18 protein-coding genes are annotated in these 22689 nt (G+C 43.9%); 8 read left to right on the top strand and 10 right to left on the bottom strand.

Features of this window, described 5'->3' with window-relative positions; translation table 11 throughout:
* Nucleotides 1-6: 6 nt before the first annotated feature.
* Genes glgC through glgP form a run of 3 tightly spaced genes read left to right on the top strand, consistent with a single transcriptional unit; the run spans nucleotide 7 to nucleotide 5252 of the window.
* Entirely contained in the window at nucleotides 7-1317 is a 1311-nt protein-coding gene (gene glgC / locus PR795_RS06245) for a glucose-1-phosphate adenylyltransferase (protein WP_272516737.1), read from the top strand.
* A 10-nt stretch (nucleotides 1318-1327) separates the two neighbouring features.
* Nucleotides 1328-2815 (top strand): glycogen synthase GlgA, encoded by a 1488-nt coding sequence (glgA, locus tag PR795_RS06240; RefSeq protein ID WP_272516736.1) that lies wholly within the window; start codon nucleotides 1328-1330, stop codon nucleotides 2813-2815.
* Nucleotides 2808-5252, top strand: a complete 2445-nt coding sequence (gene glgP / locus PR795_RS06235) for a glycogen/starch/alpha-glucan family phosphorylase (protein ID WP_036963323.1) — start codon at nucleotides 2808-2810, stop codon at nucleotides 5250-5252. Before glgA ends, glgP begins: the two co-directional genes overlap by 8 nt.
* 106 nt (nucleotides 5253-5358) lie before the next feature.
* Here glgP and PR795_RS06230 read toward each other — a convergent pair whose 3' ends face one another.
* From PR795_RS06230 to PR795_RS06220, 3 genes are all read right to left on the bottom strand, one after another.
* Nucleotides 5359-5916, bottom strand: a complete 558-nt coding sequence (locus tag PR795_RS06230) for a DUF6630 family protein (protein ID WP_154601370.1) — start codon at nucleotides 5914-5916, stop codon at nucleotides 5359-5361.
* 88 nt (nucleotides 5917-6004) lie between these two features.
* Nucleotides 6005-6388, bottom strand: a complete 384-nt coding sequence (locus tag PR795_RS06225; protein WP_181480335.1) for a VOC family protein — start codon at nucleotides 6386-6388, stop codon at nucleotides 6005-6007.
* Nucleotides 6389-6428: 40 nt separating this feature from the next.
* Nucleotides 6429-6914 carry a MarR family winged helix-turn-helix transcriptional regulator gene (locus PR795_RS06220; protein ID WP_036967549.1) on the bottom strand — a complete coding sequence of 162 codons (486 nt, stop codon included), beginning with the start codon at nucleotides 6912-6914 and terminating at the stop codon, nucleotides 6429-6431.
* 58 nt (nucleotides 6915-6972) lie between these two features.
* Here PR795_RS06220 and PR795_RS06215 point away from each other — a divergent pair, with 58 nt between their 5' ends.
* Nucleotides 6973-7449 (top strand): carboxymuconolactone decarboxylase family protein, encoded by a 477-nt coding sequence (locus PR795_RS06215; protein ID WP_272516735.1) that lies wholly within the window; start codon nucleotides 6973-6975, stop codon nucleotides 7447-7449.
* Between the two features lie 42 nt (nucleotides 7450-7491).
* Here the strand turns inward: PR795_RS06215 and PR795_RS06210 are convergent, their stop codons facing one another.
* The 4 genes from PR795_RS06210 to PR795_RS06195 form a co-directional block, all read right to left on the bottom strand.
* Nucleotides 7492-9177, bottom strand: coding sequence for an ABC transporter permease (locus PR795_RS06210; RefSeq protein ID WP_232373733.1), 1686 nt, complete (start codon nucleotides 9175-9177; stop codon nucleotides 7492-7494).
* A 30-nt stretch (nucleotides 9178-9207) separates the two neighbouring features.
* The gene (locus PR795_RS06205) at nucleotides 9208-10188 is read right to left on the bottom strand and encodes an ABC transporter substrate-binding protein (protein WP_409372368.1); all 981 of its coding nucleotides are present in this window, start codon (nucleotides 10186-10188) and stop codon (nucleotides 9208-9210) included.
* A gap of 14 nt (nucleotides 10189-10202) precedes the next feature.
* A complete protein-coding gene (locus PR795_RS06200; RefSeq protein ID WP_006662482.1) occupies nucleotides 10203-10955 on the bottom strand; it encodes an ABC transporter ATP-binding protein in 753 nt (250 codons plus the stop codon).
* A 171-nt stretch (nucleotides 10956-11126) separates the two neighbouring features.
* Nucleotides 11127-12848, bottom strand: coding sequence for a lysophospholipid acyltransferase family protein (locus PR795_RS06195; protein ID WP_272516734.1), 1722 nt, complete (start codon nucleotides 12846-12848; stop codon nucleotides 11127-11129).
* Nucleotides 12849-13153: 305 nt separating this feature from the next.
* Here PR795_RS06195 and fdhF point away from each other — a divergent pair, with 305 nt between their 5' ends.
* Nucleotides 13154-15301 carry a formate dehydrogenase subunit alpha gene (gene fdhF, locus PR795_RS06190; protein ID WP_181480337.1) on the top strand — a complete coding sequence of 716 codons (2148 nt, stop codon included), beginning with the start codon at nucleotides 13154-13156 and terminating at the stop codon, nucleotides 15299-15301.
* A gap of 373 nt (nucleotides 15302-15674) precedes the next feature.
* On the opposite strand, the gene PR795_RS06185 is transcribed toward fdhF, so the two are convergent.
* The gene (locus tag PR795_RS06185) at nucleotides 15675-17270 is read right to left on the bottom strand and encodes a sigma 54-interacting transcriptional regulator (protein ID WP_272516733.1); all 1596 of its coding nucleotides are present in this window, start codon (nucleotides 17268-17270) and stop codon (nucleotides 15675-15677) included.
* A gap of 511 nt (nucleotides 17271-17781) precedes the next feature.
* Here PR795_RS06185 and hydN point away from each other — a divergent pair.
* Genes hydN through hybG form a run of 3 tightly spaced genes read left to right on the top strand, consistent with a single transcriptional unit; the run spans nucleotide 17782 to nucleotide 18973 of the window.
* Nucleotides 17782-18330, top strand: a complete 549-nt coding sequence (gene hydN, locus PR795_RS06180) for an electron transport protein HydN (RefSeq protein ID WP_181480935.1) — start codon at nucleotides 17782-17784, stop codon at nucleotides 18328-18330.
* A gap of 10 nt (nucleotides 18331-18340) precedes the next feature.
* Nucleotides 18341-18682 (top strand): hydrogenase maturation nickel metallochaperone HypA, encoded by a 342-nt coding sequence (hypA, locus tag PR795_RS06175; protein WP_006658453.1) that lies wholly within the window; start codon nucleotides 18341-18343, stop codon nucleotides 18680-18682.
* Between the two features lie 18 nt (nucleotides 18683-18700).
* Nucleotides 18701-18973 carry a hydrogenase maturation factor HybG gene (gene hybG, locus PR795_RS06170; protein WP_006658452.1) on the top strand — a complete coding sequence of 91 codons (273 nt, stop codon included), beginning with the start codon at nucleotides 18701-18703 and terminating at the stop codon, nucleotides 18971-18973.
* Between the two features lie 127 nt (nucleotides 18974-19100).
* On the opposite strand, the gene PR795_RS06165 is transcribed toward hybG, so the two are convergent.
* Nucleotides 19101-20894, bottom strand: a complete 1794-nt coding sequence (locus tag PR795_RS06165) for an NAD-dependent malic enzyme (protein WP_181480339.1) — start codon at nucleotides 20892-20894, stop codon at nucleotides 19101-19103.
* A 42-nt stretch (nucleotides 20895-20936) separates the two neighbouring features.
* Nucleotides 20937-22385 (bottom strand): class II fumarate hydratase, encoded by a 1449-nt coding sequence (gene fumC, locus PR795_RS06160; protein ID WP_006662476.1) that lies wholly within the window; start codon nucleotides 22383-22385, stop codon nucleotides 20937-20939.
* Nucleotides 22386-22689 lie beyond the last annotated feature (304 nt).

Here is a 22689-nt window from a genome sequence, read left to right as displayed (position 1 = left end):
AGTGATATGCCTGAGAATACGCCATTTTATTCCTACCCAAACTCTATACCGCGTCAATGGTTAGCCAAGGAGCTCCCTAACAATACTGTGGCGCTCATATTGGCTGGCGGTAAAGGAACTCGCCTCAAAGCCCTCACGCAAAAACAACCCAAGCCTTCACTTCATTTTGGGGGGAAATTTCGAATTATTGATTTTACTTTATCCAATTGTATTAATTCAGGTATTTATCGAGTGGGTATCCTCACACAATACTATTCCCATTCTTTAATTCAGCATATTCAACACAATTGGTCATTCCTCCATGGCAAACCCAATGAATTTATTGAAATCCTTCCTGCACAGCAAAAACAGCACACCAAAGGTTGGTATCAAGGTACTGCAGATGCCATCTTTCAAAATTTAGATGTGATTAGTCACTACCAAGCCAAATACATCATTGTATTAGCGGGAGATCATATCTATAAAATGGATTATTCTCGCATGCTACTCGACCATGTCGAAAAAGGCAGCCAATGCACCGTTGCCTGTATTGAAATCCCGTGTAGCCAAGCTTCTGAATTTGGCATTATGGATATTAATGACGACGAGCAAATCCTTAATTTTATTGAAAAACCTCAAATTCCCCCTTCTATTCCGGGTAAACCTTATGCCGCGCTAGCTAGCATGGGGATTTATGTCTTTAATGCTCAATATTTGTACCAACTACTCGCTGAAGAGCAAGACCAACAGAACACCGAACATGACTTTGGCAAAAACCTGATCCCAAAAGCGGTACAACAAGGTAAAGCTTGGGCACACCCCTTTAGTCGCTCCTGTGTCTACTCTGATTTTAATGCAGGCGCATCCCCCTATTGGCGGGATGTTGGCACTATCGATGCCTATTGGAGAGCCAACATTGATTTAGTCTCTGCCAAACCCGCCCTTGATATGTATGACCCTAATTGGTCTATTCAAACAGGTCATTCTTCCCTTGCCCCTGCTCGATTTATTCAGGGAGAAACACACCATTCACCCATGCTTATTAACACATTGATTAATGCAGGATCCATTGTGGAGGATGCCAAGATAACTAACTCAGTGATCTTTCAAAATGTCCGCATCAACGCTCACAGCCAACTCGATGCCTGTGTGATCCTGCCTGATGTCTCTATCAGGCATGCTTGCCGCTTACAACGCTGCATTGTCGATAGTGGCTGTATTCTGCCAAATCAGTTAATCGTTGGCGAAGACCCACTATGGGATGCTCAGCATTTCTATCGTTCGGAAGGAGGCGTGGTCCTGATTACCCAAGAAATGCTTGACAATCTTGCAGCCTAAAGGAGGTTTTATGCGCATACTGCATGCTGGCTCAGAACTTTTTCCGCTGCTCAAAACGGGCGGTTTAGCAGATGTGCTCGGTGCACTACCTCAAGCTCAAATCGCCGAGGGCGCCGATGTGCGCCTCGTCTTGCCCGGTTTTCCTGCGTTACTCGATGCCATTCCTCACACAGTAGTGGGTAGTCAAATCCACACGTTTGCTGGTCCTATCACATTACATTTTGGCACCTATGATGGTGTAGGCATCTATTTAATTGATGCGCCTCATTTATATCAGCGGGCAGGAAGCCCCTACCACGATAACAACCTGCATGAATATCAAGACAACTACTTACGTTTTGCCCTATTAGGTTGGATAAGCAGCGAACTTGCCTGTGGATTTGATGTCACTTGGCGACCTGAACTTATTCATGCTCATGACTGGCATGCAGGGCTTTGTGCGGCTTATCTCGCCGCCAGAAATTACCCTGTGCCCTGTGTCTTCACGGTACATAATCTGGCATACCAAGGGCTATTTTCTGCCAACCATTTTCCAGAATTGCAGCTACCTCATACGTTTTATTCTCCCGAAGGCTTAGAGTTCTATGGGCAAATTTCTTACCTCAAAGCGGGATTGTTCTACGCTTCTAAAATTACCTTTGTTAGCCCCACCTATGCAAAAGAAGTGACGATCCCTGAATATGGTTACGGGCTTGCCAGTTTACTCAAACAAAGACAATCTCAAGAGAGTATCTTGGGGATCTTAAACGGAGTGGATTACCAAGTTTGGGATCCTCAACTTGACCCTCTGATCCCGCACAATTACGGTCGTCAAAACATGCTGGGTAAAGCCATCTGTAAAATGACTCATCAACGTGAAAATCAGCTCAGCGTCACCGACAAAGTGCCACTCTTTGGCGTCGTTAGCCGTCTAAGTACCCAAAAGGGACTTGATCTGTTGCTAGAGGTGATCCCCGACCTATTACACCAAGGCGGGCAACTTTCGGTATTAGGCAGTGGCGATACCAATTTACAACTCGCATTTGAACAATTAGCCCGTCAATATCCCAAACAGGTTTCTGTCTTGATTGGCTACGATGAACTTCATGCGCATAAACTGATTGCAGCAGCTGACGTGATGGTGGTTCCCAGCCGCTACGAACCTTGCGGACTCACTCAACTGTACGGCCTGAAATATGGGGCTTTACCACTCGTTCGCCACACAGGTGGGCTAGCTGATACGGTCACAGATTGCTCCCTCGAAAATTTAGCCGACCGGACGGCGACAGGTTTTGTGTTCCATGACTACCACGGTTATCGCTCTCACCATGGAAAAACCACCGAACTCCATGATGCTATTCGCCGTGTCTTTGCACTTTGGAATGAACCCACTCGTTGGAAGCGCGTTCGTCGCCAAGGCATGCGAATGAACTTTAGCTGGCACGCTTCTGCCCAAAAATACCTTGCGTTGTACCAAAGTTTAATCGCCCCACAGGTAGGAGGATCGGAAAATGAATGACCCATTTATCATCAAAAATCGCGAACAACGAATCAATGCCCTCGTCGATTCAATTCAAACTAAATTAAAGTTTATGATTGGTAAAGATCCGATTATTGCGACACAACATGATTGGCTCAATGCGATTTCCTACGCCATTCGCGATTTAACGGTCGACCGTTGGTTACGTGCCATTCGTCGTTCACTGTCCCAATCGGATCGTGCCGTCGCGTATCTATCCATGGAATATCTAATAGGTCGAACCCTCTCTAATACCTTATTAAATTTAGGCATGTATGACGATGTTGCTGGTGCCTTGAAGAAAATGGGCTTTGAACTGAATGCCATTTTGGAAGAGGAAGATGACCCTGGTTTGGGAAATGGCGGTCTAGGACGTCTTGCCGCCTGTTTCTTAGACTCGCTGGCAACCTTAAAGATCCCATCGGTCGGGTTTGGAATTCGCTATGAATATGGCATGTTTCAACAGAACATTATTGATGGACAACAAGTGGAGTCCACCGACCGCTGGTTACAATACGGAAATGCATGGGAATTTCCCCGCTACAACCTTAGCTACAAAGTTCGCTTTGCGGGGCGTCTCCAGCAAGAAGGCAAGGTGACTCGCTGGATAGAAACCGAAGAAGTACTCGCTCGCGCCTATGACCAAATCGTGATGGGCTACGGCTGTGACGCCACAAATACCCTACGGCTGTGGTCAGCCCACGCCACAAATGAAATGAACATCAGCAAATTTAATCAAGGGGAATACTCCGCGGCATTTGAAGATAAAAATTTTTCAGAGAATGTCTCTCGCGTGTTATACCCCAACGACTCGACAGAATCAGGCAAGATTTTACGCCTTGGGCAAGAGTATTTTTTAGTTTCGGCTACCTTACAAAACATCCTTGATGTTCATTACCGAGTCCATGGCACCTTGCATAATCTTGCGGATAAAATCGCTATCCATCTCAATGATACACATCCTGTTTTAGCCATCCCTGAATTAATGCGCTTACTGATTGATGAGCATGAATATACATGGGAAGCCGCATGGCAAATGAGTGAAAAAATCTTTTCTTATACGAATCATACATTGATGAGTGAAGCGCTAGAGCGCTGGTCTGTAGATCTTCTTGGGCGCTTGCTTCCCCGACATTTACAGATTATTTTTGAAATTAACGACCATTTTCTCACTAAAATTAAACAGCGTTACCCTAATAATCCAGAATTATTAACTCGGCTTTCCTTGATTGATGAATCCCATGGACGCTATGTACGCATGGCATGGCTCGCCGTTGTTGGCAGCTACCGAGTGAATGGCGTTTCTCAACTGCATTCTGAGCTAATGACCCAAGAGATCTTTGCTGATTTTGCCAAAGTATTCCCTAAACGTTTTTGTAATATCACCAATGGCATCACCCCGCGCCGTTGGCTCGCGCTATGCAATAAACCGCTTGCCAGCCTGATAGATGAAACCATCGGCGAGCACTGGCGAGCAGATCTCACTTTACTTTCACGCTTACAACAACGTACCGATTTCCCGTTATTTATTGAACGATTAAAAACCTGCAAGTTAGAGAACAAAGTAGCTCTCGCCAGTTATATCGCGAATCACTTAAATATTATCGTTGATCCTCACGCCTTATTTGATGTGCAAATCAAACGTATCCATGAGTATAAACGTCAGCTACTCAATATTTTACAAGTGATCGGGCGCTATCACCGTATGTTGCGACTTCCTGAAAAAAACTGGGTGCCTCGCGTGGTGATCTTTTCGGGAAAAGCAGCCTCATCCTACGTTAACGCTAAAATGATTATTCGATTAATCAACGATGTCGCACAAGTGATTAACCATGATGCTCGCATCAAAAATCGCTTAAAAGTGATTTTTATTCCGAATTATAGCGTGAGCTTAGCCGAACTCATTATTCCCGCGACGGATCTCTCTGAGCAGATATCCCTTGCAGGCACAGAGGCGTCAGGAACCGGCAATATGAAATTTGCCCTTAATGGAGCACTGACGATCGGGACATTAGACGGCGCTAATATTGAGATCCGCGAACATGTCGGCGAAGAAAATATATTTATATTTGGACATACCGCAAAACAAGTTGAAGCACTCCGTGCGCAAGGTTATGACCCTCGTAAAATTTACCAAGAACACGAAGATCTCCATGATGTGCTGAATTCGCTAGTCTCCGGCGTTTTCAGTCCAAATGATCCAAATCGCTATTATGCTCTCTACGATTCTCTTATTAATTTCGGGGATTATTACCAACTTCTCGCCGATTATCATTCCTACGTCCAAGCCCAAGATGCCGTTGATAAGTTATATCAAACACCTAACTTATGGGCTCAAAAAACCCTGTGCAATATTGCCAATATGGGCTATTTCTCTTCCGATAGAACCATCAAAGAATATGTCGAGAAAATATGGGATATGAAACCAAACTCATAAGAAAAGCACCGCCACACGGGAAAATGCGCGGAAATGGTGAAAATATCAACCTTAACGAGAAGGCAGAAATGGCGGGAATACGAACAGTATTCCCTTGTTGCTATGGTTATTCGCTGTAATCGACTTCCTCGTCATTTAGCTCTACCATCACGTCGAAATGTTCCATGATATCCATAAAGGGCTCGAAAATGCCGGAAGGAATTAATATTTCATGGTAAGCATCGTTACCGGAAGTCAGACCCAATAAATAGTAACCAAAACCTTGTAATTGCTGATTAGCGCGAACAAAAATTTGGTCTGGTCTTAAATCGTTTTTAGGGTCTTTAACGGCAAAATCTAACTGAATATCCAATCCTTCACACTCAAGCGCGCTGTCCAAAAAACCCACCGCAGACTCGCTGTCTTTCCAGTCGATCCAAAAGCTATTTCCCATATTTGATCTGACAATCAGGTCCGCCATTAAATAGCCAACCTCACCCTCTTCAATACTTTCCACAAATCCCTCCTCATCTTCGCTGATCCACTCGTTGAGTTCCTCCTCAAACGAAGAGATATCCGTGGCAGCATTCTCTGCTGAATGGGGATTTAACAGTGCAGCCAACTTGGTGATCATTGGCATAATGTCATTATAGTGGTCGACAGTTTCGGGGTTCATGCCCTGCATAGAGGATCCTTATTTTTAGCGTAATTAGCTGTATTTTCACTAAAATAGGTTATTCGGTATATCGACTAATTCCGATATTTATAGTGAGTTAACCCTGTATCGGGGTGCAGATTTCAATCAAGAAGCCATTAAGGTCGTGCACATAACCGATGGTTTGCCCCCACGGCATGTCTTGCGCATATTGAACTAACTCCGCACCTGCGTTCACGGCTTGATGCAACGCTTTTGGGACATCATCGGTCTCAAAAGCCAGCTCAAAAACCGGGGCGCTAGGGTTAGGTGCGACCGCGCCTTTACCGAGTTGATTCATCAATGCTAACGAAGAAAAAGAAATTGTCGTGCTGCCAGTATCCAGCTCCCCATAATCACCACTTTCATGGAGAAACGATTTTTTAAAACCAAAAGCTCGTTGGTAAAAATCGAGGGTTTTCTCAACATTCTCGACATACAAAATAGCGTATTTGAATTTCATTATTTTCTCTCACGTCATAAGAAGTATTAGATAGGGAGTATTAGGCTTTGTCGATATCAAATTGCTTGGCGACATCCACCAGCCATTTTCGGATCACTTTTTCATCAGATTCACTCACTCCACTTAATAACCTATTTTCAGTGGACTTAACAACCCCTTTGCATTGACGTAATAATGCTTCCCCTAATTGGGTTATTTCAATAATTTGGATCCGCCCATGCTCAGGGTGCGGCAACTTAGAGATCATTCCCGCCTTTTCGAGGTTTTTCACAATCACACTCATAGTCTGCGGCGTTAATAATGATAGCCTCGCTAAATCAGCCCCTGAGGCTTTAGGATATTCTGCAACCATTAACAACACAGAAAATTGAGGAAGCGTTACTCCCACATCCTGCAAAACTTGCTCCATGCGAATGCGATGAGCCGCATGAGCCTGTCGCAGTAAATAGCCAATATGACCTGATTCACCACGTTTGCCTTCCCCTATTTCAGGGATCATCGATGTATTAACTTTTGACTTGCGCATAATGTAAGAATTCGAATATTATTATCAGAGTTCTTATATTATCCGTTTGGAGCACATAATGAAACCTGAAATTATTGGAAGAAGTGATTGGAACCAGTTTGAAAAAATCGCCCCTGACGTCGTTGCAGCGATGGGAGAACTGGGAAAAGCCGTTAGCAATTCAGGGCTTGAAAAACCACTTACTGAGTTACTGAAAATACGCGTTTCCCAAATCAACGGTTGCGCGTTTTGCCTGCAATATCACTTAAACTTAGCCCGTAAATTGGGGATTGAAGCCGCCAAATTGGATCTCTTGCCAACTTGGCGTGATGCCGGTATTTATACGCCTCGCGAACAAGCTGCGCTCGTTTGGGCAGAATCACTAACGCTAATGGCTGCTCAGCATGTTTCTGATGATGTTTACCAAGCACTGCAGAATGAATTTGCTGAATCCGAAATTGCGTTTCTAACCTCCGCGATTGGGGCGATTAATGCTTGGAACCGTATCGCGGGTGCGCTGCAATTCGCGCCACCAATTCCTAAATCGAGTTTGTAAAATCATGCATCCCAAGGTGAATATCGCCCTTGGGATGGTTAATTAACGGCTATACCGCTGCTGAATATATTGTGCGCATAGCATCAAGACCAAGCTTATGAGTACAGCAAGACATGCCATCGCCATGCCGCTACCAATCGAACCTTGCTCAAATTGACGCCACACAAAAATCGATACCGTTTGCATGCCCGCAGGAGCCAGTAACAGCGAGGAAACTAACTCTCGCGATGCCACCGCAAACACCAACATCATCGCAGCCACGAGACTTGGCAAGACTAACGGAAACAAAATTAATCTGAGTGAGCGCATCACTCCCGCGCCATGAACCCGTGCCGCATCGGATAAGCTACCGCTAATTTGCGTCAATGCTGCACTGCAATAACGTACAGGGTAAGGCAATAATAAGCAGCTGTAAGCCAGCAATAAAATCCCCCACGTATGGTATGGAGAGACAGGCCAAAACGGTTGATTCCAGGCAAGAATAAGCCCAACAGCAACCACAATGCCTGGAATAGCAATCGGCAGTAACGAGAGCCCATCCAGCAAGGCAGCACCACGGATCCGCTGCGCGACGACCAGCCATGCACATAAAAAGCCCAATATCCCCGTTAATATCGCGGTTGCCGTGGCGAGAGAGACACTCGTCAATAATGCATCGAGGGCTTCCGTATGGCTATTTAACAACCCAGAAAAATGCCGGAGTGTTAGGTTATCCAGCGTCAATCCACCAGAAACCGTATTGGAAAATGCCGTGCCCAACATGGCGAGTAATGGCATACCAACCGCACAAAGCGCTACGAAAGAAAACAAACATACAGCGGGAATGCGCCAAATACCCAGAGAGCGTGTCACCAATGCCGCGGCTTTGCCCGTATTAGTCGCCACATTACGCCCAGACACTAAGGCGCGTTGCAGTGTATAGGCCAATAGCGCCAAACTGGCTAACACCAACGACAGCGATGCCGCTCCCGGTAAATCAATCGGCCAATCAGCAAGACGTTGTTCAATATCGGTTGTCAAAACTCGGATACCATTCGGTGAGCCAATTGCTGCGGGGATCCCATATTCTTCAATCGCTAAAGTGAAAACCAGCAATAAACCTGCGGCAATCGAAGGCAAAGAGAGCGGCAATGTCACCCGTAGAAATGCCTGCCATGCGGATGCGCCATGAACTTGTGCCACATCCGCCAGACGGTTGCCATTTGCCGCCATACTGCGGGAGACGGCAAAGTAGAGAACAGGAAATAAATTCAATGACATAATCACCACCATTCCCCCAAGGGAAAACAGTGCGCTACCGGGGCTAATGCCAAACAATTGTTGAGAATAACCATTCGGTTGCAGGGTTAACATCCATGAAAGCCCTGCGATATAAGGCGGAATTAAAAATGGAATCAAAAACAGTAAATCCCAAACACGAGCAAAAGGCAGATTAAATAAGCCACGCACAGCCCCTAATGGGATGGCGATAACAGCACTCACCAGCGCCACGCCTAAACCCAATAAAAAGGTATTTTGTAACAAGCTTGCCAGTTCCGGCTCATTAAATAGATGGGTAATCGGCTGGAAAATCTGGCTGAAATCCCCTTGCCCAAAATGCGGAAATAGCGCTTGTAACACAATAAAAATCAAAGGAATAACCACTAAAATCGCCAAAGCGATTAATACCGAAAATGGCAATAAACGACGTGTAATCATCAGTAAATCAGCTCCTGCTGGGTCGCTCATTGCCACCCAGCGGCGAGAAAGAAAAAACCGTTAGCGGAAAATGCCGCTAAAGCGAGATAACACGCTACTGCGCTCTGTACTGTCAGTTGTCGGTTCAGGTAACAGTTTTAGTGTCGAGAAATCAGGGCGTTTCCCTGCAATATCCGTTCTTGCTGGCATTAACCATGCATCTGCCACAATTTTCTGACCGTCTGGGGAAAGTACATAATCAATGAATGCTTTCGCTTCTTCTTGCTGCTTGCTGCTCTTTAAAATCATCATTGGACGCGGTGCGATTGCCGTTCCACTACTTGGGAAAATCACCTCGATAGATTCTCCCTCAGCAATACTGCCATAAGCCACATAATCCACGGCACCAAATACAGCCGCTTTTGCACCTTGTAATACCGGCGTCAATGCCTGAGCGTTCGGTCCTGAAATCACCATGCCGTTGGCTTTTAATTCAGAAAATAGTGTCCATGCTGCTTCTGGTTTTGCATTTTGTAAGCCCAATAATAGATCTAAAGATGCTCCAGATAACGCAGGATCGGGCATCGTCACTTTATCTTTAAAAGCTGGCTGAGCTAGATCTGCCCAATCTGTTGGTGTTGGCGTACCACTTTTACTGTTCCAAACGATCCCCAATGCGGAGATCCCTTGCGCCACATAGTATGGTGTTTTGAATTGCGCAGGCACCTTTTCGGCATTCGGACTTTCATAGGCCAATAGCCACCCTTTTTGCTGAAGATCCAATGCCGTATCCCATGAGGCAGAAATCAACACATCGGCACGAGGATTAGCTTGTTCTGCCTCTAAGCGCGCCATCACTTTACCCGTGGTTGCCTGAAAAACATCCACTTTCACGCCTGTTTGCTTTTCATATCCTGCGGCTAGCTGTTTTGCCATCGCCCCCGGACCCGCGGTATAGACGGTCAATGCCTGAGAAGAAACGGAGAATAGTGCACAGGATAATCCTAAACTCATTGCGATACCTTTCATGGAAAAATGGTTTGATAACATCAGCTTTTGCATAACAGAGTCTCTCTTCATAAGGTGGTCAAACTGTCTATTTTGCCGTTTTGCATATGAGCGATTTGATGCGCCAATGCATGGGCTTCAGCGGGATCATGAGTGACATAAACGGCAGTAATTTCTAGTGCACGAAGTAGCTGCGCCATCTCATCACACAGAGCACAGCGTAAGGCAACATCAAGGTTAGAAAGGGGTTCATCAAACAATAAAATTTCGGGTTCCGCGATAATGGCGCGGGCTAACGCGACACGCTGTTGTTGACCACCGGATAAATCCGCAGGTTTACGTTTAGCAAACCCTGCCAATCCAACACGTTCCAGTGCTTGATTAACTCTTTCTTCGATCTCTTGGCGTGCAACTTTACGCATGCGTAAGGGAAAAGCGACGTTTTGAAATACCGTCATATGAGGCCAGAGTGCATAATCCTGAAAGACCATCCCAAGATTACGCTGTTCTGGCGGTACAAGATGCTGAGCACTCGCTACCCGCTTTTCATTCAGGAAAATCTCGCCTGAGCTTGGTTGCAATAACCCTGCTAACAGTTTCAATAACGTGCTTTTACCGCAACCCGATGGACCAAGTAGCGCCAAGATAGTGCCTTTCATCACCGTCAAATCGATGCCGTCCAGTACGGTTTGATGGGCAAAAACCTGAGAAAGTTGATGAATGGAAATCATCGGACGTCGCAGTGCTAATTGTGTACTTGCCACGCTAGCATGTTGAAAAGCATCCGAACTCCCATTCAATGAAGAGAGTGTGTTTAACATACATTGTTATCCTCTTTGGGACTTAATCGTTATCGAGGATGCTACGAAAGGAATGGGTCAGAGAGATGACAAATTTGTGATGGAATAATGACAAGACGAATAATTGGATTGGAATGGATAAAGTCACGAACTCAATAAGAAAGGGTGAGTTTCCCCACCCTCCTCATCAACTTATTCTTCAGTCTGCTTGTGGGCTTGGTGTACGGCAATATAACGCTGATAACGCTGTGGTTTCAAGCGACTTAAATCCACCAAAACCAAACCATCAATACAGTCGTTAAAGGCGGGATCAGTCCCGAAATCAATAAACTGTACGCCTCCTGGCTCACACAATTCAGTGTACTGCTTATACAGCGTCGGGATAGAACAGCCAATATTGCTCAGTAAACTTTTTAGCTTCACCAAATCCTCTTGGTAATTATTGCCATCGAACTGCGCTAGCACCTGAGGTAGCGAAGCTGGATATGGCTTGCGGGATTGTGCCATCGCGAGCTCAGATGAAAAATAGAGACGGTAAAACGCAATCAACAAATCACGCGCAGCAACCGGCATGCTGCCAGAGATAGACACAGGACCAAATAGATAACGATATTGAGGGTACTTAGCTAAATACGCACCAATACCTAACCAGAGGTAATCTAAACCACGTTTTCCCCAATAAGTAGGCTGGATAAAACTGCGACCTAATTCAATACCTTGTGCCAAGATAGGCATCATGTCTTGGTTATAGTGAAACAGGCTATTGCTGTAAATTCCCTCTAATCCTTTTTTCGATAACTGCTGCTCTGTCGGCACAAATCGATAAGCGCCAACCACTTCTAAATCATCTTCATCCCATAAAATAAGATGGTAGTAATCATCGTCAAAGCTATCGAGATCGCGGCGTTTACCTGAACCTTCACCAACCGCGCGAAACGCGATTTCCCGCAAGCGTCCTAGCTCGCGTAGAATCGGTGTTCGCTCTTCTTGCTGACGCTGGTAGAGATAAATAATTTTGCCATCTGGCGTCACCCCTAGCTTTTCACAAGCGGCTAACGCTTTTTTCAGCTCGATACGATCTTCAGGGAGTGCAATGGGGGCTTCACACGTAAATAACCCCGCTTTACCTTTCCCCAAGAGATAGACATCGCGACGAAAACGCTCTGCCAGTTCATTATCGTTGGTGCGCCCGTCATACCATTGCGAGAAGGGAATTCGCCCGCCGATCCGCAATTTGATGAGATTATTGCGCTGTTTGAACATTTCGTTCACCAACATCAATGCTGACAATGGCTTATAAACTAAGGAGGTAGTGTAAAACAACAGACTGTTACGCGCTTGGACATGAACAGGAACGATCGGTGCGCGAGATTTGGCGGCTAAACGTAAAAATCCCGTACGCCAATGGCTATCGCGAATGCCTTTAGTTCCCCATCGAGACACTTCCCCAGCAGGGAAAACCACCAAAGCCCCTTGGTTATCCAAGTGGGATTGCATGCCAACCACTTGCTGGCGGTTGGTGCGATTACCAACATTATCAACAGGAATAAATAAGTTTTGCAGTGGCTCAAGGTAACTGAGCATTTGGTTGGCGACGATTTTAACATCCGGTCTTACCGTTGCAACCGCACGTAAAATCGCGAGTCCATCAAGGGATCCAATGGGATGATTCGCCACGAATAGCACGGGTCCTTGGCTGGGAATATTTTCTAAATCTCCCTCACCGAGTTCGCAACGCACATTTAAATCATTCATAAATTGCTCAACAAGATCGAGCCCTTTTAAGTGCGGGTAATCTTCAGCAAGCTGTTGGAAATCTTTTTCATGTAATAAACGCTTTAATAGCTTCCGTTTCCAAGCGGGCAGTGTTTGCTGCGGAAAAGCACTTTCCAGTAAAGCATCAACACTAAACATAATGAAATCCTCTCACATGCGCGTTATTGGCAAATTTAAGTCACAATAATGACTAATAAATATCCATTTTGTGACAAGATTATGAAATAAATTATTTAAAACCTATGCGACATTGTCCGATAAATTCTCGACACTTTTGACGATCTCACTTCCATTTAGCTTTTGTTTATTTCTCGATTAAAAATATTTTCTTTTTATTCAGCTAATTACAAATTCATTATAGGCTAAAAAAACTGGCACAAACCCTGCATTAGCTCTTATGAAAGAGCGGGAAACCGCTACACAAAAATAGAGGAGCAATGTTGATGGAAAAAGTCATCACCGTCTGCCCGTATTGCGCCTCAGGCTGTAAAATCAACCTGAAGGTGGAGAACGGGAAGATCATTGGCGCTGAAGGCGCAAATGGTCACACAAATGAAGGAGAACTTTGCCTGAAAGGTTATTATGGCTGGGACTTCATTCATGACACTAAAATTTTAACGCCGCGCTTAAAAAACCCGATGATCCGCCGTCAACGTGGTGGCAAATTAGAGGTTGTTTCTTGGGAGGAAGCCATTGAATTTGCCAGCTCCCGTTTACTAGCCATAAAAGAAAAGTATGGTCCAAAAGCCATCATGACAACGGGTTCTTCCCGCGGTCCGGGTAACGAAGCTAACTTTGTGATGCAAAAATTTGTTCGTGCAGCAGTCGGTAGTAACAATATCGACTGCTGTGCTCGTGTCTGACACGGCCCTTCGGTTGCAGGTCTGCAGCGTTCGGTCGGTAATGGCGCAATGAGCAACTCAATTGTTGAAATTGAGGATACCAAATGTATTTTTGTCTTCGGTTATAACGCCGCGGACTCACACCCTATTGTCGCTCGCCGTATTTTAAAAGCGAAAGAAAAAGGGGCACAAATTATTGTCTGCGACCCGCGTTATATTGAAACCGCGCGTATTGCAGATATTCACTTACCACTGAAAAACGGTTCAAACATTGCGTTATTGAATGCGTTTGCTCATGTAATCATCGAAGAAAATCTGTATGACCAAGCCTTTATCGATGCTCATACCGACAAGTTCGACGAATATCGCGTATTAGTCACACCGTATACACCTGAATCAGTTGAAGAGATCACCGGCATCAAAGCCGAGGATATTCGTAAAACAGCGCGGATGTATGCAAAAGCGGAAACCGCCACCATTTTATGGGGTATGGGTGTGACTCAGTTCTACCAAGGTGTGGAAACTGTTCAGTCTCTAACTAGCTTGGCATTACTGACGGGTAACCTTGGTAAGCCACATGTGGGCGTAGGTCCTGTACGTGGTCAAAATAACGTGCAAGGTGCCTGCGATATGGGGGCTCTGCCAAATACTTTACCGGGCTACCAGTATGTTTCGGATAAAGCTGCACTGGAGAAATTTGCCAAATTCTGGGGCATTGACGCAATGCCGGATGAAAATGGTATTCCTCTTAGTGAAGTTCCTCACTTTATCGATGAAGGCATTCTGAAAGCACACTATGTCATGGGTGAAGATCCACTACAAACTGAGCCAGATTTAGCGACAATTCGCCGAACCTTCGACAAACTTGAGTTATTGATTGTTCAAGACATCTTTATGACGAAAACCGCATCCATTGCTGACGTCATTTTCCCTGCAACATCTTGGGGAGAACATGAAGGTGTGTATACCGCTGCTGACCGTGGTTTCCAACGTTTTTATAAAGCCGTGGAACCAGTGGGTGATGTGAAAACTGACTGGGAAATCATCAGTTTAATGTCAACAGCAATGGGCTACCCAATGCACTACAACAACACCAAAGAGATTTGGGACGAGCTGCGCGAGCTTTGCCCAATTTATTTTGGTGCGACTTACGAGAAAATGGCAGGCTTGGCGTATATTCAATGGCCATGCCATACATTAGAAAGTGAAGGCACTGAGTACCTGTATGAAGGTGGAAATTTTGATACGCCAAATGGTCGTGGTCAGTTCTTTACTTGCGAATGGCGTCCACCCATCGATCAAGTGAGTGCGGAATTCCCAATGGTACTGGCAACGGTGCGCGAAGTGGGTCACTACTCTTGCCGCTCGATGACGGGTAACTGTAAAGCTTTAGCCTCCCTTGCTGATGAACCAGGTTTTGTGCAAATCAATACCGCAGATGCAAAAGCATTAGGGATTAAAGATCAGGAACTGGTCTGGGTGTGTTCACGACAAGGTAAAGTCATCACTCGTGCTAATGTCAGTGATCGCCCAAATAAAGGCGCGGTGTACATGACCTATCAGTGGTGGATTGGCGCGTGTAATGAGCTGGTCGCAGAAAACTTAAGCCCGATAACCAAAACACCGGAATACAAATATTGTGCGGTGCGTGTTGAGCCAATCGCGGATCAACATAAAGCTGAGCATTATGTGGTTCAGGAGTATACGGGGATCAAGCGTAGGCTTCGCGAGGCAGCTGAAGGCTTATAGTTTATTTTGACTCTTTGCACTGTAGGAATGCGTATTTAAAGCAAACCTACAGTGCAAGTTATATTAAAAGCTACCTATATTAAAAATCACATAACGATAATAAACATCGCTATTCAACAAGCGATTAAAATAAAATATTAATCGCCATTAAAAACTATTTAATAAAAAAACAACCTTCCAACAAAATAATTAACATCCTTTATTTTCATTATTTAAAAGGTGTTTCTTTTATCTTTATTCCTTTCTACCAATCTCTAAATAATTCGCGTTGTGGCTAGGCGGCAGACGCAGCTAAGCCCTAGGAGCATACATAAGTATGTGACTAGGGTTAGTAAGGATAGCCAACAACGCCACAGCGTGAAGTATGACGAGATTATTGGAAGAGGTCTTGAACATTAATCCCTAATCGTTGCATCCTCGACAGTAACGTCGTGCGTTTTAACCCTAAACGAGCTGCCGCCCCTCTTACGCCTGCAACCACTCCATTCGTCGCTTTCAGCGCTTCAATAATGCGGTTTCGCTCTTCGTCGTCACTCTCTGGCGCATCAGTCTGCATTTTTCTTTCTAAAGAACTCGGCTTTTTTAGCGCGTCTTTAATACGAGATGGCTTAGGAATATTTAACTCATGTAACTGAATATTCAGTGTATTTCCACGGGTTAAAATCACCGCTCGCTCAATTACATTTTCCAATTCCCGCACATTACCGGGCCATGGATACAGTGATAACTGCGCCAGTGCATCACGAGGAATACAATCAATTTTACGGTTCATTCGCTGCGCCATTTTTTGGGTAAAATAGGTCGCAAGTAATGGAATATCTTCAGGTCGGTCTCGTAATGGCGGGATCACGATTGGGAATACATTTAAACGATAATAGAGATCTTCACGAAACTCTCGGTCTTCCGTCATCTGTTTAAGATTACGGTTGGTTGCTGCCACTAAGCGCACATCCACCGGAATCACTTTATTCCCACCAATACGCTCAATTTCACGCTCTTGCAAAACACGCAATAATTTTGGTTGTAAATCCAATGGCATATCGCCAATTTCATCTAGAAATAACGTGCTTTTATCTGCCATTTCAAAACGACCAATATGCGTACAGGTCGCCCCAGTGAATGCGCCTTTATCATGCCCAAACAAGTCACTTTCTAGTAACCCTGTCGGGATTGCGGCACAGTTCATTTTAATCAATGAACGCTGATGGCGGTCGCTTAGCTGATGAACGGCTCGAGCAATTAATTCTTTACCTGTTCCCGTTTCTCCCAAGATCAATACCGTACTATTGCTACGAGCCACTAAATCAACCTGCTCGAGGACTTCACGCATAGCTTGGCTTTGGAAAATAATTTCGCTGAAGTTATTGATATTTTGGATCTGCTCATTCAGCCATAAATTTTCATTTTTCAGACTATCTTTAAGGCGCGTAATTTCACCGTAAGCCGCGGCGTTATCGACGGCAATGGCAAAACGCGCCGCCACCTGTTTCAGTAAATTGCAGCTATCTTCGGTAAAAAGATGGTCATCTTCATGGGATAACACCAAAACGCCTAATGGCTTATGGTTAAATGCTAACGGTAACAATAACGTTTCCGTCATCCCTTCTGCACACAAATTTTGATATAACAAATCTTGGCTCTGTTGATCCAACGTTAAACGCAAAGGTTTGTTGCTCTCTAATACTTGAGCGAGGTCAGCATGTAATTCATTCAGCGGATATTGGCTTTTTTTAACTGGCTTTGAGCGCTGATAATGGCTTGAATAGCAAAGATAAACCGCTGAACTGACATTATCGCAAAGGGCGACGCTGATTTGGCTAATACCAAAAAAGCGGTATATTTCGCGTGAAACTTCAGCCACTAACCCATCCATTTCAAGGTGAGAAAGCACTGAGTTCGTGATATCTACAAGGATCCTGAATTGGTCTCGTTCATGACGAATTTGTTCGGTGGTTTCGGATATGCTCACAAAATCTCCAATCTCGTCCTAACCTGCTGCATTGCTCAGTTATCATCTTTATTCAAATAACTAACAATAATGAGAATTAGTTAGAGTTTAAAATTTTCATTTATAAACGACTTATTTATCAATAATAAAAATAAAAAAGTTTAATAGTGTGATTAATGCAATTGCTGTTTTAGATTTAATACCAATATTGTAGTCATTATTTGAAAAAATAATATCGTAGTCTGATTTAAGTTTGATCCATTCACCTATTTTAGATATTAGATAATTTAACTCAATATTCGTTTAATATCGTTTTCATGCCTATCGACAATAATGACGAAAACGATGTCGAATATTAAAATCTCATTTCTTCATGATTATTCAATAATAGTTAACAAACTGATTTTTAAGAATTAATTTATTTGGTGGATTTGGCACGATCCATGCTTATCTCTCAGTATTGTCAGCATAAGACGAGGCTACCGGAATAGACCGAATGGAACGCCCGTTTACGATCATTCAGGAGAATATGATGAACCGTTTCATCATTGCAGACCCAAAGAAGTGCATTGGCTGCCACACGTGTGAAGTGGCTTGCGTGGTTTCCCATCAAGAACAAGAAACCGGTATTGCGACCGTGGTAAAAGATGAATTTTTCCCGCGTATTCATGTCTTAAAAGGCTATACCATCAGTACCGCCGTGATATGTCGCCAATGTGAAGACGCTCCGTGTGCCAATGTGTGCCCTAACGGAGCCATCAGCCGCAAAGATGATTTTGTGTATGTGGACCAGTCAAAATGTATTGGTTGTAAAACCTGTGTTATCGCATGCCCTTACGGCACAATGGAGGTTATTAGCCGCCCTGTTACCCAGCAAACCACGGCTCTTAATACCATTCCACAGTATCGTGCCGAAGCGCACAAATGCGATTTATGCCATACCCGAGAAGGCGGACCTGCATGTGTCGAAGTTTGCCCGACGGAAGCCTTAATGATTGTCGACAGAAATAAAATGGATGAAATCATTAAAGAGCGTCGTCGCCGTGCTGCCTTTGAAATGCCAGCAGATATTTTGTCTTAAAGGATAACCCATGCATGAAGTTGCCTTATGCCAAAGCGCATTTGAGATCATTGAGCAACATGCCAAGCAAAACCATGCTCGGCGAGTCACTGGCGTGTGGCTAGAACTCAGTGCCGTATCTTGCGTGGAAGAGTCTGCGGTACATTTTTGCTTCGATATCATTTGCCGCAACACCCTCGCCCAAGGCGCACAGTTACATATCTTAATTTCCCCTGCGCAAGCGCAATGCAGAGATTGTCAGCATCAGGTAAAAATAACTCAATTTGGTGCTGGCTGTCCCCACTGTGGCAGCCAAAATTTAATTGTCGATAGCACCAGTGCCATGCAAGTGAAACAGATTGAAATTGAATAACTCGTTTAGGAGTCAGTTATGTGTTTAGGCATCCCTGGTCAAGTTGTAGCCGTTGGTAAAACCCCAATGGATTGCGCCCAAGTTGATGTTTGTGGTGTAAAACGGGAAGTCAATATTGCCCTCGTTTGTGAAGGGGATACTGAAAGCATGGTTGGTAAATGGGTACTCGTTCACGTCGGTTTTGCCATGAGTATTCTCGATGAAAAAGAAGCGAGAGATACCTTAGAAGCGTTAATGGCAATGGAAGAAGTTGAGGAAGATGTAGGGTATTTTTTACGGGGAAATGCGTGATAGCGCTCATTGATTACAACAACTGATTTCGTCTCCCGTTCTCCAAAGTAAAAGCCTGACACACCACTGTGTGTCAGGCTTAATTAAACCTATCTTACCCAGTTAAATTATCAGTCATCGACCGTAATTAGATAGCTTCAACTGGCACATAAACCGGCCACCACGATTGTGTTCTCACCATTTCGACTTCGGAGTCATTAGCATTAACACCCGATACACCTTGGCTTTTCGCCATACGTAAAACCGCAAGAGCAACGATACTTGAAGTGATACGTAAGTCTTCATTCGATGGCAATAATGACGCACCTTCTGAGCCTAATGTTGCTTGGCTTGCTACCGCCTGTACCGCAGCAAAAATCATTTCATCTGTGATTTTCGTCGCTTTAGAGACAATGGCACCGAAACCTAGCCCCGGATAAAGTGCCGCGTTATTCGCCTGACCAATCTTGTAGCAAACACCGTTATAAACCACATCATCAAATGGTGCTCCTGTAGCCACAAACACTTTGCCGTCAGTCCATTCAATTAAATGCTGTGGTGTTGCTTCATGCAGTAATGTTGGGTTCGATAATGGGAAAATAATTGGGCGCTCAACATGGCTTGCCATACTGCGAACGATATCCTGAGTGAAAGCACCCGGTGTTGTTGATGTACCAATTAAAATCGTTGGTTTTACATTCTCGACAACCGTAGCTAACTCAATAATACCTTTCGCTTTATTCTGTTTCGCAAGGATATCTGCCATATCCGGCCAGCGGGTTTGTGCTTCAACAGAAACATCAACCATCTTTCTTGGATAATTGGCAACATCTTGGCTGTTTTTCGCATAATCTTTTTGGAAATACAGTAAGCTGTCTACCATGTCGGTTGTCAGTAACCCCGGCAAGTCAATTAACCAAATACGAGAAATGGCTTCTTCACGAGACAGACCGCTGCGGATCATTTGGTCACGAATTTGGTCTGCAATACCACAGCCCGCAGTTCCGGCACCAAAGATAACCACTTTTTGCTCAGTCCAAGGCGTTTTACTTAATTTCACCGCATTCAATAAGCCCGACAATACAATGGCACCCGTGCCTTGCACATCATCGTTAAATGTCGCGAAATTCGCTCTGTATTTATCCAAAATGCGACGCGCATTTGTTGAACCGAAATCTTCCCAGTGCATAACCGCATTTGGAAATAGCTTTCTTGCCGCTTTGACATAAGCATCAACAAAATCGTCATAGACTTTGCCTTGAATACGCTCATGACGATTACCCACATAGGATGGGTCATTTAACAGTTTTTCATTGTTAGTCCCGACATCAAGAACCACAGGAATAACACTGTGAGGATCAACACCAGCGGCAGCGGTATAAACAGCCAGCTTACCGACTGAAATATCGATACCATTGGAGCCCCAGTCACCGATGCCTAAAATTTCTTCTGCGTCAGTGGTCACGATCAGTCGAATATCACCACCTTCAGCACCGAATGCACGCAGCTTTTCTTCGATTAATTCAGGTTCATTAATACTGAGAAAGATCCCGCGAGGACGAGTAATAATCTCGCTATAGTTTTCAATGGCATCGCCAACAACTGGGTCATAAACGACTGGCAGCATTTCCAGCATATGACGTTGTAATAACGCATAAAATAATGTCACGTTATTATCATGCAAGCGCCACATATAAATATGCTTATCTAAATCAGAATGGCATCCACGGTAAGCGTGATAAGCGCGGTTTAATTGTGTTTCCATATCCTCAGTCACAACAGGAGGAAGAATACCATTTAAATCCAGCGCTTTTCGTTCTTCTTCAGTAAAAGCGGTTCCTTTATTTAAAGATGGATCGCGTAATACTTCATATCCTCTTGCCGTCGTTTTAATTTTTCGAACATTATTTTCCACAACAACTTTAGCTTGTCGATTATACATAATTAATACCTTATAATTTAAATATTCTATATTCAAGGAAAACTACGCGCCAGATAAACCATTTCCGGTCATATCAATCGGATTGACATATTTATTAAAATCTTCTTCACTTATTTTCCCAGAAGCGATTGCGGATTCTTTTAGCGTGATATTTTTAGCGATTGCATTCTCAGCAATATGTGCGGCATTTTGATAACCAATAATTGGAGATAATGCCGTTACTAACATGACACTATTGTCCACATACTCGGTTATTTTCGTATTATTTAATTCAGTGCCTTCTACGGAATATTCCATAAATTTACGACAGCCATCAGAAATAATACGAATAGAATGCAGGAGGTTATTAATAATTACCGGTCTCATCGCATTTAATTCAAAGTTACCTTGGCTACCCGATATTGCAATCGCAGCATCATTACCCATAACCTGAATGCCAATCATGACCATCGCTTCACATTGCGTCGGATTCACTTTGCCCGGCATGATAGATGAACCAGGTTCATTCGATGGCAGTATTAACTCGCTGAAGCCACAACGAGGACCCGAAGCTAACCAGCGCATATCATTCGCAATTTTGATAAGTGCGACAGCTAATCCACGAATAGCGGCATGTGTACGTACTAACGCATCAAGGGAGCCTTGAGCGGTAAATTTATTGGGCGCAGTAATAAACGGTTTTTGGGTTAATTCCGCTATCTTATCTGCGACATCTTTTGAAAAGCCTTTTGGCGCATTTAACCCCGTGCCAACTGCAGTACCGCCAACGGCGAGTTTATACAGGTCTTGCTGACTGCGTTTAATATCATCGAGCGCATCACGTAATTGACCCGCCCAACCGTGCCACTCTTGCCCGACCGTTAACGGTACCGCATCTTCTAAGTGCGTACGACCAATCTTAACTACCGACATCCATGAGTCAGCTTTCTTTTCAATAAGTTGAATTAAATCTTCAATAGCTGGAATCAGCTGTTCATCAAGTGCAAAAATGGCAGCAATGTGCATAGCGGTGGGGAATGTGTCATTAGACGACTGCCCCATATTGACATCATCATTCGGTCCAACCGGTAATTGGGTTCCTAATGTGCCACCTAATAATTGAATTGCGCGGTTAGAAATGACCTCGTTCACATTCATATTAGATTGTGTACCAGATCCCGTCTGCCATACATAAAGCGGATAATGCTCATCCAATCGACCCTGAATAGTTTCATCAGCGGCGATAACGATCGCCTCTTTTTTCCATTGTGCTAACCGACCTGCTTCGCAGTTAACCAACGCACAGGCTTTTTTTACATAGCCATACGCGTGGTAAACCGATTTTGGCATTAAATCATCGCCAATATTAAAGTGCTGTAATGAACGTTGAGTTTGTGCCCCCCAATAACGATTTGCAGGAACATTTACTTTTCCCATACTATCGAATTCTTCACGGGAGCCTGTTTCATTAATACCAATAGGGATGCTCTTATTTAGAATATAATCAGTCATTACAATAACTCCCTTATAAATATAAAACACATGACCAATATCCATACTAAGTTAAATAGATTAATTAAACATCAAATACTGCAAATACATTAAAATAAGAGATCATCATTATATATATAATTAAAATTCAGTTTAAAATATAAGCGATAAATTAATTTGTAATTTTTTATAAATTTAAATTATCAGAAATAGACGGTCAATTTCATACAGGAAAATAGATAAAGACTAAAGTATTAAGATATACTGAAAAACAATATTATATATTGTGATAATTATCTTTTAATGACAACTCAATTAAATTAAA

This window comes from Providencia sp. PROV209, from assembly GCF_028479485.1.
In the GTDB taxonomy this organism is placed as follows: Bacteria; Pseudomonadota; Gammaproteobacteria; order Enterobacterales; family Enterobacteriaceae; genus Providencia; species Providencia alcalifaciens.
Note: the sequence above shows the minus strand (reverse complement) of the source record. Positions and strands in the feature narration are given on the sequence as shown.

Bases quoted from the DNA above. Each gene is read 5' to 3' on its own strand.
- glgC (WP_272516737.1), top strand. From the start codon at position 7: ATGCCTGAGAATACGCCATTTTATTCCTACCCAAACTCTATACCGCGT.
- glgA (WP_272516736.1), top strand. From the start codon at position 1,328: ATGCGCATACTGCATGCTGGCTCAGAACTTTTTCCGCTGCTCAAAACG.
- glgP (WP_036963323.1), top strand. From the start codon at position 2,808: ATGAATGACCCATTTATCATCAAAAATCGCGAACAACGAATCAATGCC.
- PR795_RS06230 (WP_154601370.1), bottom strand. From the start codon at position 5,916: ATGCAGGGCATGAACCCCGAAACTGTCGACCACTATAATGACATTATG.
- PR795_RS06225 (WP_181480335.1), bottom strand. From the start codon at position 6,388: ATGAAATTCAAATACGCTATTTTGTATGTCGAGAATGTTGAGAAAACC.
- PR795_RS06220 (WP_036967549.1), bottom strand. From the start codon at position 6,914: ATGCGCAAGTCAAAAGTTAATACATCGATGATCCCTGAAATAGGGGAA.
- PR795_RS06215 (WP_272516735.1), top strand. From the start codon at position 6,973: ATGAAACCTGAAATTATTGGAAGAAGTGATTGGAACCAGTTTGAAAAA.
- PR795_RS06210 (WP_232373733.1), bottom strand. From the start codon at position 9,177: ATGAGCGACCCAGCAGGAGCTGATTTACTGATGATTACACGTCGTTTA.
- PR795_RS06205 (WP_409372368.1), bottom strand. From the start codon at position 10,188: ATGCAAAAGCTGATGTTATCAAACCATTTTTCCATGAAAGGTATCGCA.
- PR795_RS06200 (WP_006662482.1), bottom strand. From the start codon at position 10,955: ATGTTAAACACACTCTCTTCATTGAATGGGAGTTCGGATGCTTTTCAA.
- PR795_RS06195 (WP_272516734.1), bottom strand. From the start codon at position 12,848: ATGTTTAGTGTTGATGCTTTACTGGAAAGTGCTTTTCCGCAGCAAACA.
- hydN (WP_181480935.1), top strand. From the start codon at position 17,782: ATGAACCGTTTCATCATTGCAGACCCAAAGAAGTGCATTGGCTGCCAC.
- hypA (WP_006658453.1), top strand. From the start codon at position 18,341: ATGCATGAAGTTGCCTTATGCCAAAGCGCATTTGAGATCATTGAGCAA.
- hybG (WP_006658452.1), top strand. From the start codon at position 18,701: ATGTGTTTAGGCATCCCTGGTCAAGTTGTAGCCGTTGGTAAAACCCCA.
- PR795_RS06165 (WP_181480339.1), bottom strand. From the start codon at position 20,894: ATGTATAATCGACAAGCTAAAGTTGTTGTGGAAAATAATGTTCGAAAA.
- fumC (WP_006662476.1), bottom strand. From the start codon at position 22,385: ATGACTGATTATATTCTAAATAAGAGCATCCCTATTGGTATTAATGAA.